This is a genomic window from Pseudomonas sp. fls2-241-TYG-175, assembly GCF_030209155.1.
GTDB lineage: Bacteria > Pseudomonadota > Gammaproteobacteria > Pseudomonadales > Pseudomonadaceae > Aquipseudomonas > Aquipseudomonas viridiflava.
The window spans coordinates 121,745-134,969 of record NZ_JARVSO010000025.1; the positions used below are offsets into that span (position 1 = coordinate 121,745).

The window sequence follows — 13,225 nt, forward strand, 5'->3', positions numbered from 1 at the left end:
GCCCTCCCACGTCGGTCTGTCAGCGGTACTCACACAGATAGGCGGTGTCGACACTGACCTTGAGCTGGAATTTGCTGTTGGCGGGAACGTTGAACTGGCTGCCGGTGGCAAAGGTTTCCCAGTCGGTGCTGTCAGGGAGCTTCACACTCAGCTCGCCCGAAATCACGTGCATGATTTCCTTTTGCGCAGTACCGAACTCGTATTCGCCCGCCGCCATCACACCGATGGTTGCCTGACCTTCAGCCTGGCTGAAAGCGATGGATTTGACGGTGCCGTCGAAGTACTCGTTAACCTTGAACATGGGCGATTCCTTATGAAAGGGTTAAAAAGGGCTTGCCAGTATGCCCAACGGGCGAAATCCCGTCACTTTTAATACAAAAGGCTTAATACCAAGTGACTGACGGTCGTTCAGGGCGTCCTGCGGCAAACACCCGACCGTGGGAGGCGTTTTGCCGGCGATGTCAGGAACCACCGTATTCAATTGGGCAGAATCAACGGCAGCAGTCTGGCGGTGTTGCGCGCATCGACCAGTGCGCGATGCTGTTGCCCCGTGAACTGCATGCCGGCCAGTTGCAATGCGCTGTTGAGCCCCACGGGGCGTTGCAACTGGCGCGCCTGGGCGAAGCGTTGTTTGAGGTTGACGTAAGGCATGTCGGACAGGGCGCTGGTCATATCGTGCTGGCGCCACTGTTCCTCCAGCTGCTTGCGGTCGTAGTCGCCCCAGCTCGCCCATCCCACGACGCGTGCCCGGTGATGGCTCAGCCAGCGCTCGAACAGCGGCCACACAACAGGGAATGTCGCGGCGCCGTCGATATTGTTTTGACTGATATGCGTTAGATCACGGCAGAAATGAGTCAGCACCGGCCTGCGCACCGGGCGCACAAAGCGCTCGAAGTGATCCAGCTCCCGGCCATCCTGATTGACCAGCGTCGCGCCTATTTCGATGACTTCCATTTCTGCGACAGGCCAACCACCCTCTTCTGTGGTTGCCTCAAGATCAATCACCAGCCAATGCGGCATTTTCAATGCTCCCGTCAGTATGCGTCAGGTTGAGCGTAGCCATTTACGCACGGCTGTGCCCGGTGCTCTTGTCAGGCGGTAGTCATGTGGACGCATCATGATTGTCCTCTCTCTTGCATCGACCCTGGCATCGAGTATTCGTGCGTTTGTACCAAGTTGGAAGAACCCTCGAGAAGCCCTCTACTGAATCGATACTTGTACGCTGATTTCTAGAGTTGTTTAAAGCGACGAAACCGCATAGCTTGTGAGGTTTTAATCGATGTCGTTTTTATGAAGAAACATGCAGTGATAATCGAGTCGTTTGCGCGCAGGGCAGTATTGGGAACGCTTCTGGTCGCGTCACTGCTGTCTGCATCGCAGGCTGCCGCCGTTCAGATCGTTCGCGTGGCGGCGGTGCATTTCCCGCCTTATATGGTCCGCCCTGAAAAAGGCGAGGATGCCGGGCTTCTTCCACGGCTGGTGGACGCCTTGAACGCCGAGCAGGACGATTATCAGTTCATCATGGTGCCCACCTCGGTGCCACGCAGGTTCCGCGACTTCGCGGAAGGTCGTTTCGACATCGCGATCTTTGAAAATCCTGAATGGGGCTGGAGGGAGATCGCTCACGAGACCGTGGACATGGGCCTTGAAGACGCCGAAGTTTATGTGGCGCGTCGCGTCGAAGGGCGTCAGCAGAACTATTTCGATGACTTGCATGACAAGCGTCTGGCGATCTTCAGTGGTTATCACTACGGGTTTGCCAACTTCAATGCCGATCAGAAATACCTGGCTGAGCATTTCAACATCACTTCCACCTATTCCCACGACAGCAATCTGTTGATGGTGTTACGTGGACGTGCCGACATCGCGCCTGTCACGCGTTCCTACCTGATCGATTTCATTTCACACAACAAGGATGAAGCGTCGCAGCTGCTGGTCTCTGATCGTGTCGACCAGGTCTATCGGCAGTACGCACTCATGCGTCCACATGGCGCCATCAATGGCGTGCATTTCAGCGAGCTGCTGCAAAAGCTGCGTGAGGACGGGGAGTTGGACACCATCTTCCGGCCGTTGAACATCAAGGTCTTGCCGATGCAGGCCGGTGTCGTTCTGGAATGAGGCAGGGCTGACAGGCTCATGCGCCTTTCAACCCCGGGATTCAGCGGTCCTTGGCTTCCTTGGCGTCCATTTCGGCGTTGCGCTCATGGACACGCTTGAGCTGCTCTTCGGTCAGAGGAACCTTTTTTGCTGTGTCGCGCAGCATCATCAGGCCACCTGCGATCGAGCCGATTGCAACCAATAGAATTAACCAGGCATACCAGGGCATAACGCTCTCCTTCTTGTGATACCGGTTTGAGCTGCGGTGCGGCTCATTGGTTCAAGTGTAAGCGTCATGCAGAGGCCGCGCGCGATCAATTCGCGTGCGGCCTCATGGTTTTATGGACGGGTAACGTCAGAGGCCGGTCAGCATGGCGTCGGCAGGTGCGTCGGCGCGGGACTTGGCGGTCAGGCTGAAGTAGATGAAAGCGATCGCCATCAGGCCGAGGAAGATCAGGCCGATCAGCATATTGAACCAGGCCATGGCAATCAGGCACACCACCGCCAGGGCCAGTGCAATGCCGGGAACCACCGGGTAGCCCGGCGCACGGAACGAGCGCTCCAGCAACGGCTCGGTCTTGCGCAGCTTGAACAGGCTGAGCATGCTCATGATGTACATCACGATGGCACCGAATACAGCCATGGTAATCATCGCAGCGGTCAGCGTCATGCCGCCCAGGTTGATCAATCCGTCGCTATAGATCGCGGCGATACCGATCAGGCCGCCTGCGATGATTGCCCGGTGCGGCGTCTGGAAGCGCGACAGCTTTGCCAGCGAAGCTGGAAGATACCCGGCGCGGGCGAGGGCGAAGAACTGACGCGAATAGCCCAGGATGATCCCGTGAAAGCTGGCTACCAGACCGAACAGGCCGATCCACACCAGCATGTGCAGCCAGCCGGAACTGTCGCCGACCACGGCTTTCATCGCCTGTGGCAGTGGGTCATTGATGTTGGACAGAGTGCGCCAGTCGCCCACGCCACCGGCAAACAGCATCACGCCCAGCGCCAGCGTCACCAGCGTCAGGATGCCGCTGATGTAGGCCTTTGGAATGGTGCGCTTCGGGTCTTTCGCTTCCTCGGCCGCCATGGCCGCGCCTTCGATGGCCAGGAAAAACCAGATGGCGAACGGAATCGCTGCGAACATCCCCGCGATGGCCTCGGGGCCGAATGTCTGTGAGCCTGCCCAGCCGTTCAGGGCGAAATTGCTGAAGCTGAAGGCGGGTGCGACCACGCCCATGAACACCAGCAGCTCGGCCACCGCCAGAATGCACACCACCAGCTCAAAGGTCGCCGCCAGCTTCACGCCCATGATGTTGAGGGCCATGAATACGATGTAGGCACCGACTGCGGCATGCTTGGGGTCAAGCCCGGGATATTGCACATTGAGGTACGCACCGATTGCCAGAGCAATGGCCGGTGGCGCGAACACGAACTCGATCAGCGTCGCCATGCCGGCGATCAGGCCGCCTTTCTCACCGAAGGCGCGACGGCTATAGGCAAATGGGCCACCCGCGTGGGGAATGGCAGTGGTCAGCTCGGTGAAACTGAAGATGAAGCAGGTGTACATGGTGGCGACCATCAGCGCTGTTACCAGAAACCCCAGCGTGCCTGCCACACCCCACCCGTAGCTCCAGCCGAAGTATTCGCCGGAAATCACCAGTCCGACAGCGATCCCCCATAGATGCAGCGTGCCTAGCGTTGGCTTGAGTTGAGTACTCATCGTTATCTCCCTGAGGTTCGAAGTGCGTCGAAACATTTTGTTGCAGGGGCTTGCAGAGGCCGTGCCAGTGCACGACGAACCGTCGTATTGCTTCAAAAGAGGTCGTTTGTAGAACGGATCGCTGAATCGGTTCAGGCTGGTGTGCGGCTTTGGTGCGTGGCGGTCTTGGGATGTTCGCTGCAAGTGCAGGCCAGCATGGGGCCTTGAGGCGATCAGGCTGACGTCTGTCACAGACAGGGCACGCTTGGTAAATACCGATCTACGGGTCCCGTCTGTCCGCAGCTTCGGCTACAATGCGCGCCGATTTCGACTTACCTGAGAACCCGCCCATGTCCGCCTGCCAGACTCCCGTCATCGTCGCCCTGGATTTCCCGACCCGAGAAGCCGCCCTGCGCCTGGCTGATCAGCTCGACCCCAAGCTGTGCCGGGTCAAGGTCGGCAAGGAACTGTTCACCAGCTGTGCGTCGGACATCGTCGAAACCCTGCGTGACAAGGGTTTCGAAGTGTTCCTCGACCTCAAATTCCATGACATTCCCAACACCACCGCGATGGCTGTCAAAGCCGCGGCCGAGATGGGCGTTTGGATGGTCAACGTCCACTGTTCCGGAGGCCTGCGCATGATGGCGGCCTGTCGCGAGGTGCTTGATCAGCGCAGCGGTCCGCAGCCGCTGTTGATCGGCGTTACGGTGTTGACCAGCATGGAGCGCGACGACCTGGCCGGTATCGGGCTGGATATCGATCCACAGGTGCAGGTGCTGCGTCTGGCGGCGCTGGCGGAAAAGGCGGGTATGGACGGTCTGGTGTGTTCGGCGCTTGAAGCGCAGGCGCTGAAAGCAGCTCACCCGTCATTGCAACTGGTGACCCCTGGTATCCGTCCGGCAGGCAGCGCGCTGGACGATCAACGCCGCATCCTGACCCCGCGTCAGGCACTGGACGCCGGTTCCGACTACCTAGTGATCGGCCGCCCGATCAGCCAGGCAGCCGATCCGGCCAAGGCACTGGCGGCGGTGGTTGCCGAGCTGGCGTAAACACTGAATGCCTACCCTGTGATCGTTCCCACTCCTGCGTGGGAATGCCGCCCAGGACGCTCCGCGTCCGCTCTCGAATGTGACGTAGAGGGTCACGGGATGCATGCCAACGCAGAGCGCTGGCACGATCATCCAGCTTCAGTAATTTCAATCCACCTTCAGTATCAACTTGCCGAAGTTCTCGCCACTGAACAGCTTGAGCAGGGTCTCAGGGAAGGTTTCGAGACCTTCCTCGATGTGCTCCTTGCTCTTGATCTTGCCTTCCTTGACCCAGCCTGCCAGTTCCTTGCCCGCTTCACCGAAACGAGCCGCGTGGTCGAGCACTACAAAGCCTTCCATACGGGCACGGTTGACCAGCAACGACAGATAGTTGGCCGGGCCTTTGACGGCCGTGGTGCTGTTGTACTGACTGATTGCGCCGCAGATCACAACGCGCGCGCCAACGGCGAGCTGGCTCAGCACTGCATCCAGAATGTCGCCGCCCACGTTATCGAAGTACACATTCACGCCGTCCGGGCACTCACGCTTCAGCGCCTTGTGAATGTCGCTCTCGGCCTTGTAGTCGATGGCGGCATCGAACCCCAGTTCCTCGGTCAGCAGGCCGCATTTCTCCTTGCCACCGGCGATCCCGACGACGCGGCAACCCTTGAGCTTGGCGATCTGTCCGGCAATGCTGCCCACGGCCCCGGCTGCACCTGAAATCACGACGGTGTCGCCGCTCTTCGGCAGACCGACGTCCAGCAGCGCAAAGTAGGCAGTCATGCCGGTCATGCCCAGCGCCGAAAGATAAAGCGGCAGTGGTGCGAGGTTGGTGTCGACCTTGTAGAACCCCTTGGGCTCGCCGACGAAGTAATCCTGAACGCCGATGGCGCCTTGCACATGATCACCCTTGGCGAATTTCGGGTTCTTCGACTCGATGACTTCGCCCACGCCCAGTGCGCGCATCACTTCGCCAAGTTGTACAGGCGGGATGTAGGACTTGCCCTCGTTCATCCAGCCGCGCATGGCAGGGTCCAGCGACAGATATTTGTTTCTCAGCAGAATCTGGCCGTCCGCCAATGCAGGGACAGGCACTTCCTGATAAGTGAAATCATCACGGCGCACGGCACCGGAAGGGCGTTTGGCGAGCAGAAACTGGCGATTGGAAAGATCAGTCATGGCAGGGCCTCCTAATAGAGTCAAAAAGGGATTCAAGCCCCAGACGGTAGCTGAGGCAAGCGGCGGTCGTTGAGCGAATGCCGCCTGATCCATATGGTTGATAGGAGTCCCTGTGGGCGGCTGCGTTCAAATTGATGCACATGGCTGTCGCAGAGTGCGAGGCTGCGCCTTGAGTCGGTCAGGCGAGTGCTCTACATTGGCCGTTCATTGAAGTACGGATCACTGGCATGTCCTCGGTAAACTCAAACACCCTTCACCCCACGGTTCTGCGTGCAGGCGACGCCGTCGCACTGGTGTCTCCGGCCGGACCCGTGGACGCGCGCAAGATCGAATCGGCGGTCGAGGTTCTCAAGAGTTGGGGGCTGCGCCCGCGTGTCTATCCTCATGCCCTGGGCAAATACTCGTTCTATTCAGGCACTGACGAAGAACGTCTTGCCGATCTCAACGCCGCTCTGGCCGACCCTGAAATCAGAGCCGTGATCTGCAACCGTGGTGGCTACGGCATGCAGCGGATCGTCCGACAGGTGGGCATGGACGCCGTTCGCCGCGATCCGAAACTGGTCACCGGTTTCTCCGACATCACCGCCTTGCACGGCGCGCTCTGGAACCACGCGCGTCTGGCGAGCATTCACGGTCCGGTCGCGACCCAGCTGGAGCGCGGCGGGCTATTTGCCAGCGGTATGCGCAACGTATTGATGAGCACCGAGCCGGTTCTGCTCAAGTCTGACCCCGCAGCGCCAAACGCCAGTGTACGTACCGGCGGAACGGCGCAGGGTGTGCTGCTGGGCGGCAACCTTTGCATGTTGAGCACCTCGGTCGGTACGCCGTTCATGCCTGAGCTGACTGGCGCGATTCTGTTGCTTGAAGAAGTGAACGAGCCCGCGTATCGGGTCGATCGGATGCTCACGCATCTTGGCAACTGCGGCATTCTTGAGCGTCTGGCAGGTATCGCGCTGGGTGAGTTCAGTCCTGCCCCCAACACCGGTGGCACGATCAGTCCGGCCCATGTATTGGCAGAGCGCCTGAACAGTCTGGGTATCCCTGTGCTGGGCGGACTGCCCGTAGGGCACGGCGATGCCAATCAGGCCGTACCGCTGGGAACACAGGCCGTGCTGGACGCAGATGCAGGTACGTTGCTGGTCGCGGCAGCTGCTCGTGAGTAAACCCGCTTCAAGCTGCCCGGCGCGGATTTAGAATCAGCAGCGTCAACACACCCGCCACAATGCCCCAGAACGCTGAACCGATGGAAAACAGCGTGAGCCCGGATGCGGTCACCATGAAGGTGATCAACGCCGGTTCGCGTTCGCCGGGCTCGGCCATGGCGACGGTCAGGCCGTTGATGATCGAGCCAAACAGCGCCAGCGCCGCAATCGACAGCACCAGTTCCTTGGGAAAGGCGCTGAAGAGCGCGGCCAGCGTCGCGCCGAACACACCCGCCACTGCGTAGAAAATGCCGCACCAGATCGCTGCCGTATAACGCTTGTCCCGATCTTCGTGGGCATGCGGACCGGTGCAGATCGCTGCGCTGATGGCCGCCAGATTGACGCCATGGGCGCCGAAGGGCGCGGTCAGCAGCGAAGCAATACCGGTCACGGAGATCAACGGCGAGGCGGGCGTCTGATAGCCGTCGGCTCGCAGCACTGCAATCCCCGGCATGTTCTGTGACGTCATGGCCACCACGAACAACGGAATACCGATGCTGATGGTCGCCGCCAGTGAAAACTCAGGCGTCGTCCAGACGGGCAGAGCCACTTCCATCGCCAGACCATCGAAATTGAGCAGTCCCAGCAGCGCTGACAGCACCACCCCGACCAACAGTGCCGCCAGCACCGAATAGCGCGGCGATATACGCTTGATCACCAGATAGGTCAAAAACATACCTAATACCAGGCCGGTACGATGTTGCACCGCGATGAAAATCTCGCTGCCGATCCTGAACAGTATGCCCGCCAACAGGGCTGCAGCAAGCGAGGCGGGCAGACGTTTGACCATGCGTTCGAAGCTGCCGGTCAGGCCGCACAGCGTGACCATAACCGCGCACGTGATGAACGCGCCGATCGCTTGCGGATACGTCACCCCGCCCAGACTGGTGATCAACAGCGCGGCCCCGGGCGTTGACCAGGCCACGGTGATTGGCGCGCGATAACGCAGTGACAGACCGATGCTGCATACCGCCATGCCCATGAACAAGGCCCACAGCCATGAGGAAATCTGCACGCTGGTCAGCCCCGCTGCCTGGCCTGCCTGAAACATCAGCACCAGCGAACTGGTGCAGCCGGTCATCATGGCGATGAAGCCCGCCACAACAGAGGAGGGCGATGAGTCTGCCAAAGGGCGCAAAGGCAGCTTCAGGTGAGAATTCATGCAGGGTCTTCCTTGAACGGCAGGCAGCAAAAAAGCGCACAGCCTATACGGATCGCCTGGCCGGCGTGCGATACAGCGGCATGAGCAATTGCCGGAACAGTTATTTTCGGTGAGCAGGTAACCTGATCAGTCGGCGTCCGAATCGGCGGGCCGAGCGCTGGACTGCAGCGTCTGGCCAAGCGCTTCGTTGACGACCATCCAGCCATCCACCGCTGCCTGCCCCGCGTCGGCGAATACGCGTTGCAGCAGTTTGACCTGCTCGCGACGCAGCGCCTGTTCAAACCTGACGCCTTCTTCAGTCAGCCCGAGCAGCCGCTTGCGCTTATCGGTGTCGGGCGCCTCGCTATGCACCAGATTCATGGCGATCAGTTGCCGCAGCGGGGCGTTGAGGGCCTGTTTGCTGACGCCGAGGACTGTCAGCAGCTCCTTGACGCTGAGGTCGGGATAGCGCGCGATGAAAAACACGATGCGCTGATGGACGCGACTGAAGCCGCGCTTGTCCAGCATTTCGTCGGCCTTGGCAGTGAAAGCCTGGTAGCCGAAGAAAAAGGCTTCCATGGCACGCTGCTGATTGGCAGGATTTTTAAGGTCAAGCATATTGACGTATCCGGGTGGCGCGGCGTAATTTGAGTCAACAAGTTTGACTCATTTGCATTGGGCTCTGCCAGGGATATTGTCATGCCATTCTCCGAACGCGTTTCCCGTCTCAAAAGTTCTCTGATCCGCGAGATTCTTGCCGCTGCCCAGCGTCCGGAAGTCATGTCCTTTGCCGGTGGTCTGCCTGCCGAGTCCATGCTGCCCAAGGTCGAGTGGGCCGAAATGCCTGTCGCGCTGGGCCAATACGGCATGAGTGAGGGTGAGCCGGCGCTGCGTGAGGCGCTGGCTGCCGAAGCCAGAGCGTTGGGTATCCAGTGTGAGGCCAGTCAGGTGCTGGTGGTCAGCGGTTCGCAACAGACGCTGGACCTTGCTGCCAAGCTGTACATAGACAAGGGCACGGAAATCCTGCTGGAAGCGCCGACCTATCTGGCTGCGCTGCAGATCTTTCAGCTGTTTGGCGCGAATTGCCTCACGGTGCCTTTGCAGGCCTATGGCCCTGACCTCGCTGCCATGCGCCAGCGTCTGGAACAGCACACACCTGCCTTCGCCTACCTGATCCCGACCTTTCAGAACCCCTCCGCTGTGCGCTACAGCGAAGCCAGCCGCGAAGCGGTAGCGGCAATGCTCGACGAGTTCGGCGTGACCCTGATCGAGGACGAACCCTACCGCGAGCTGAGTTTCGACGGCGGCAGCGCCAGGCCCATCGTCAGCCGTTTGAAGACGTCCAGCTGGATCTACACCGGAACGGTCTCCAAGACCCTGCTGCCCGGTCTGCGCGTGGGGTATCTGATCGCCAGTCCCGATCTGTTCCCGCACTTGCTGCGCCTCAAGCAGTCGGCCGATTTGCACACCAATCGCCTCGGACAGTGGCAGGCCTTGCAGTGGATCGGCACTGAACACTATCGTGATCACCTGACGACGTTGCGCGAGTTCTATCGCAGGCGACGGGACGCGTTCGAGCGGGCGATGCAGGATCATTTCAGCGATCTGGCCGAGTGGAACAGCCCGCAAGGTGGCCTGTTCTTCTGGCTGACCCTGCGTCAGCCGCTGGATACGCGCACGCTGCTGGACGCAGCGCTGGCGCAGGACGTCGCCTTCATGCCCGGCGAACCGTTCTTTGCCGACCCTGACGCCAATCACGGTCATCTGCGACTCAACTTCAGCCACATTGATCCGGCCCGGCTGGATGAAGGTGTGAAACGACTGGCATCTGTCGTGCGCGCAGCACAGAATCTCAAGGCAGCCTGAATCGATTCGATCAGCAGGGACTTCGGTCACAGAAGGGGCAGGGCGATGTACAAGGTTTACGGTGATTACAACTCGGGCAACTGCTACAAGATCAAGCTGATGCTCAACCTGCTGAATATTCAGTACGAGTGGGTGCCGGTCGATATCCTCAACGGCGAAACCCAGACGCCAGCCTTTCTGGAGAAGAATCCCAACGGCAAGATTCCGGTTCTGGAACTGGAAGACGGTACGTGCCTGTGGGAGTCCAACGCGATTCTCAACTTCCTGGCCGACGGCACCGCTTACCTGCCGACCGAGCCTCGCCTGCGCACGCAGGTCCTGCAGTGGCAGTTCTTCGAGCAGTACAGTCACGAGCCGTCGGTGGCGGTTGCGCGCTTCATCCAGTTCTATCTGGGTCTGCCCGCAGAGCGCATGGTCGAGTACCGCGCCATGCAGAAGTCCGGCTACCGCGCGCTGGCGGTAATGGAGCAACAGCTCGATCGCACGCCGTTTCTGGTGGGCGAGCATTTTTCCATTGCCGACATCGCGCTCTATGCTTACACCCATGTGGCGCATCAGGGCGGCTTTGATCTGGCGCCTTATTCCGGCATCCGCAAATGGCTGGATCGGGTCAAAGACCAGCCGGGGTACGTGGGAATGCTGGATTGACTGCAACTGCGGGAGCCGGCCTGTTCACGACAACAGCTACCTGACATACCGAGAAAAGGAGCATTCCATGCGTTTCGCGATAACTGTCCTGGCCGCCCTGATGGCGCTGGGCATTGGCTGTTCGGCTCAGGCGCAGGATTGTGACGCCAGTCAGGCGAGCATGAACCAGTGCGCGGCCAAGGAATTATCAGCACTCGATGCCGACCTGAACACGCAGTACAACGCGCAGATGAACTGGCTGAAAAGTCCGGCAAAAAAACAGGCACTCAAGGACGCTCAGCGCAAATGGCTCGCTCTGCGTGATGCCGACTGCCTGTATCAGGTGGGCAAGCGTGAAGATTCAGGGTCGATCTGGCCATTGCTGCAAACCCGGTGTCTGGCAGAGCAGACCCGAGTACGGGTCAATCAGTTGAAGGCTTACGTTGCCTGTCGGCAGGAAGGTTGCCCGCGCTGAAGGTACGCGGGCTTTTGGCTCAGACTGCGCCAAAACGCTTGTCCAGATAGTCGATGATGACGTTGGACTCATACATCCAGACCGTTTTGTCGCCTTCCTCGATGCGCAGGCAGGGCACCTTGATTTTGCCGCCTTCGTTGAGCAATGTCTGGCGATCCAGCTCGTTGTTCTTCGCATCGCGCAGTGCGACCGGGACGTTCAGACGGCGCAGCGCGCGGCGGGTTTTCACGCAGAAAGGGCAGGCGTGAAACTGATACAGCGTCAGGTCCTGAGCCGATTGATCCACTGCAGCCTGCGCTGCCGGATCACGTTTCTTCTTGCTCGGGCGAGTGAGGAAATCGATGCCGATGACGAGTTGGCCGAGACCGACCCTTAATGCTTTCATGAACACGATCACAACCTCTTGCGATGGGGAGATGGAGCAGCAGCCCCGCCGAAAGGCGTGGCTGCCAGCCGGGGATCACTTGATCAGGCTGAGAAACTCGCTGCGGGTCGCTGCGTTTTCACGGAACTCGCCAAGCATCACCGAGGTGATCATGGCAGAGTTCTGCTTCTCGACGCCGCGCATCATCATGCACATGTGCTGGGCTTCGATGACCACGGCAACACCGAGTGCGCCAGTGACTTGCTGAATGGCCTCGGCGATCTGACGGCTGAGGTTTTCCTGGATCTGCAGGCGGCGAGCATACATGTCGACGATGCGTGCGACTTTCGACAGCCCAAGCACCTTGCCATTCGGGATGTACGCGACGTGAGCCTTGCCAATGAACGGCAGCAGGTGATGCTCGCACAGCGAATACAGCTCTATGTCCTTGACCATGACCATCTCGCTGGCGTCAGAGCTGAACAGCGCTTCGTTGGTCACTTCTTCAAGGGTCTGCGCGTAACCGCGGCACAGGTACTGCATCGCCTTGGCGGCACGTTTCGGTGTGTCGAGCAGGCCTTCGCGGGAGACGTCTTCGCCCAGTTGCCCCAGGATGGCGGTGTAATTCTGTTCCAGTGTCACAGGACTGTGTTTCCGTGTGGGTTCGATAAACGCGAAGGCATGACGCCTTCGCCAAGTCACATATAGTAACTTACGCGCAGGGACAGGTGCACGGCGGGGCTGCAAAACGGCGTTTTGTATCGGTTTGCTTACTCGATGGCAACGCACTGACTACCCATTTTCCCCGGTGGACGCGGTCTGATGGACAGGTTTTCAAATACTGTCCGTTGAAAGAGTGAGTCCGGGATGTTGAGTCGAATGGTAAAAATGGCAGTGTTCGCCATCGTGTTGTCGTCAATGTCGGGCTGCTGGCCGTTCTGGCCCGGTCCTGGCGGGCATGGGGGCGGCGGTCACCATCAGGGGCCTGGCGGTGGTGGAGGTCCGGGTCCGGGTTTTGGTCCTGATGGCGGTCGCTGAGGTCAAGGGGAGCGCGGTTGGCTTCAGACCGCCTTCCGTTTTCATATCACTGTTCAGTTTTACTCCGTTTCTGTTCGGTGAATCTGCCTGCGTGTCCAGACCGGTATTCAGCCAGGATCTGGGTGTTGATGCCCTTTTGCTATTATGCGCAAGAAGTTGCTCACGCTTTCGGCCAAATCCTGCCTTCTAATCGCTGCAGGCTATGTGGTGGGGGAGCTGTAGCTAATTGCGCAACTTCTTGCACACCGGTGCGCAACTTCTTGCGCACTTCTAATCATAATTCCTACGAAGCAATAGCCTAATTCCTATATTTTTATATTAACTAACTGATTTTAAAAGCTTTTAAAAAGTCTGGCACAAAGCTTGATGGCTCTAAGGCGCCACAGGAGCGATCTTGCTCCTCGGGTCCCCTATTTGTTCAGCAAGGAGCACCTCTATGGCTACGCCAGCGTATATGTCCATCACCGGCACCAAACAAGGCCTGATCACTGCCGGTGCCTTCACCGCTG

15 protein-coding genes and 1 pseudogene are annotated in these 13,225 nt (G+C 59.3%); 7 read left to right on the forward strand and 9 right to left on the reverse strand.

What is annotated here, in order from left to right; genetic code table 11:
* Window positions 1-19 precede the first annotated feature (19 nt).
* Together ppnP and QRN20_RS18415 are read right to left on the reverse strand one after the other, a co-directional pair.
* A complete protein-coding gene (ppnP, locus tag QRN20_RS18410; RefSeq protein ID WP_004880874.1) occupies window positions 20-301 on the reverse strand; it encodes a pyrimidine/purine nucleoside phosphorylase in 282 nt (93 codons plus the stop codon).
* Between the two features lie 176 nt (window positions 302-477).
* Window positions 478-1,020, reverse strand: coding sequence for a 3'-5' exonuclease (locus QRN20_RS18415; RefSeq protein ID WP_004880875.1), 543 nt, complete (start codon window positions 1,018-1,020; stop codon window positions 478-480).
* A 270-nt stretch (window positions 1,021-1,290) separates the two neighbouring features.
* Between QRN20_RS18415 and QRN20_RS18420 the strand changes: the two genes are divergently transcribed.
* Window positions 1,291-2,118 (forward strand): substrate-binding periplasmic protein, encoded by an 828-nt coding sequence (locus QRN20_RS18420; protein WP_285360943.1) that lies wholly within the window; start codon window positions 1,291-1,293, stop codon window positions 2,116-2,118.
* Window positions 2,119-2,158: 40 nt separating this feature from the next.
* On the opposite strand, the gene QRN20_RS18425 is transcribed toward QRN20_RS18420, so the two are convergent.
* Together QRN20_RS18425 and eat are read right to left on the reverse strand one after the other, a co-directional pair.
* Window positions 2,159-2,326, reverse strand: coding sequence for a DUF2897 family protein (locus tag QRN20_RS18425; RefSeq protein ID WP_004880879.1), 168 nt, complete (start codon window positions 2,324-2,326; stop codon window positions 2,159-2,161).
* 126 nt (window positions 2,327-2,452) lie between these two features.
* On the reverse strand, window positions 2,453-3,817 hold the full coding sequence (gene eat / locus QRN20_RS18430) for an ethanolamine permease (protein WP_029242834.1): 1,365 nt from the start codon (window positions 3,815-3,817) through the stop codon (window positions 2,453-2,455).
* A 329-nt stretch (window positions 3,818-4,146) separates the two neighbouring features.
* Between eat and pyrF the strand changes: the two genes are divergently transcribed.
* Entirely contained in the window at window positions 4,147-4,845 is a 699-nt protein-coding gene (pyrF, locus tag QRN20_RS18435) for an orotidine-5'-phosphate decarboxylase (RefSeq protein WP_285360946.1), read from the forward strand.
* A 147-nt stretch (window positions 4,846-4,992) separates the two neighbouring features.
* Here the strand turns inward: pyrF and QRN20_RS18440 are convergent, their stop codons facing one another.
* Complete coding sequence (locus QRN20_RS18440) at window positions 4,993-6,003, reverse strand: NADP-dependent oxidoreductase (RefSeq protein WP_122500986.1); 1,011 nt, start codon at window positions 6,001-6,003, stop codon at window positions 4,993-4,995.
* A gap of 227 nt (window positions 6,004-6,230) precedes the next feature.
* On the opposite strand from QRN20_RS18440, the gene QRN20_RS18445 reads away from it, so the two are divergent.
* Window positions 6,231-7,166, forward strand: a complete 936-nt coding sequence (locus tag QRN20_RS18445; RefSeq protein ID WP_285360947.1) for a S66 peptidase family protein — start codon at window positions 6,231-6,233, stop codon at window positions 7,164-7,166.
* Window positions 7,167-7,173: 7 nt separating this feature from the next.
* On the opposite strand, the gene QRN20_RS18450 is transcribed toward QRN20_RS18445, so the two are convergent.
* Together QRN20_RS18450 and QRN20_RS18455 are read right to left on the reverse strand one after the other, a co-directional pair.
* On the reverse strand, window positions 7,174-8,367 hold the full coding sequence (locus QRN20_RS18450) for a benzoate/H(+) symporter BenE family transporter (RefSeq protein ID WP_058430804.1): 1,194 nt from the start codon (window positions 8,365-8,367) through the stop codon (window positions 7,174-7,176).
* Between the two features lie 126 nt (window positions 8,368-8,493).
* Window positions 8,494-8,964 (reverse strand): MarR family winged helix-turn-helix transcriptional regulator, encoded by a 471-nt coding sequence (locus QRN20_RS18455; RefSeq protein ID WP_025995255.1) that lies wholly within the window; start codon window positions 8,962-8,964, stop codon window positions 8,494-8,496.
* A gap of 81 nt (window positions 8,965-9,045) precedes the next feature.
* Here QRN20_RS18455 and QRN20_RS18460 point away from each other — a divergent pair, with 81 nt between their 5' ends.
* The 3 genes from QRN20_RS18460 to QRN20_RS18470 all read left to right on the forward strand — a co-directional run bounded on the left by QRN20_RS18460 (window position 9,046) and on the right by QRN20_RS18470 (window position 11,314).
* Window positions 9,046-10,212, forward strand: coding sequence for an aminotransferase-like domain-containing protein (locus QRN20_RS18460; RefSeq protein WP_285360951.1), 1,167 nt, complete (start codon window positions 9,046-9,048; stop codon window positions 10,210-10,212).
* Window positions 10,213-10,257: 45 nt separating this feature from the next.
* Entirely contained in the window at window positions 10,258-10,860 is a 603-nt protein-coding gene (locus tag QRN20_RS18465) for a glutathione S-transferase family protein (RefSeq protein ID WP_004880895.1), read from the forward strand.
* A gap of 67 nt (window positions 10,861-10,927) precedes the next feature.
* A complete protein-coding gene (locus tag QRN20_RS18470) occupies window positions 10,928-11,314 on the forward strand; it encodes a lysozyme inhibitor LprI family protein (protein ID WP_025995257.1) in 387 nt (128 codons plus the stop codon).
* Between the two features lie 19 nt (window positions 11,315-11,333).
* Here QRN20_RS18470 and QRN20_RS18475 read toward each other — a convergent pair whose 3' ends face one another.
* Window positions 11,334-11,705: a glutathione S-transferase N-terminal domain-containing protein gene (locus QRN20_RS18475; protein ID WP_004880899.1), complete on the reverse strand. Its 372-nt coding sequence runs from the start codon at window positions 11,703-11,705 to the stop codon at window positions 11,334-11,336.
* A gap of 69 nt (window positions 11,706-11,774) precedes the next feature.
* Window positions 11,775-12,320: a GTP cyclohydrolase I FolE gene (gene folE, locus QRN20_RS18480; protein WP_004880900.1), complete on the reverse strand. Its 546-nt coding sequence runs from the start codon at window positions 12,318-12,320 to the stop codon at window positions 11,775-11,777.
* Window positions 12,321-13,152: 832 nt separating this feature from the next.
* On the opposite strand from folE, the pseudogene QRN20_RS18485 reads away from it, so the two are divergent.
* Window positions 13,153-13,225: pseudogene (locus QRN20_RS18485) on the forward strand (Hcp family type VI secretion system effector); the annotation flags it as partial.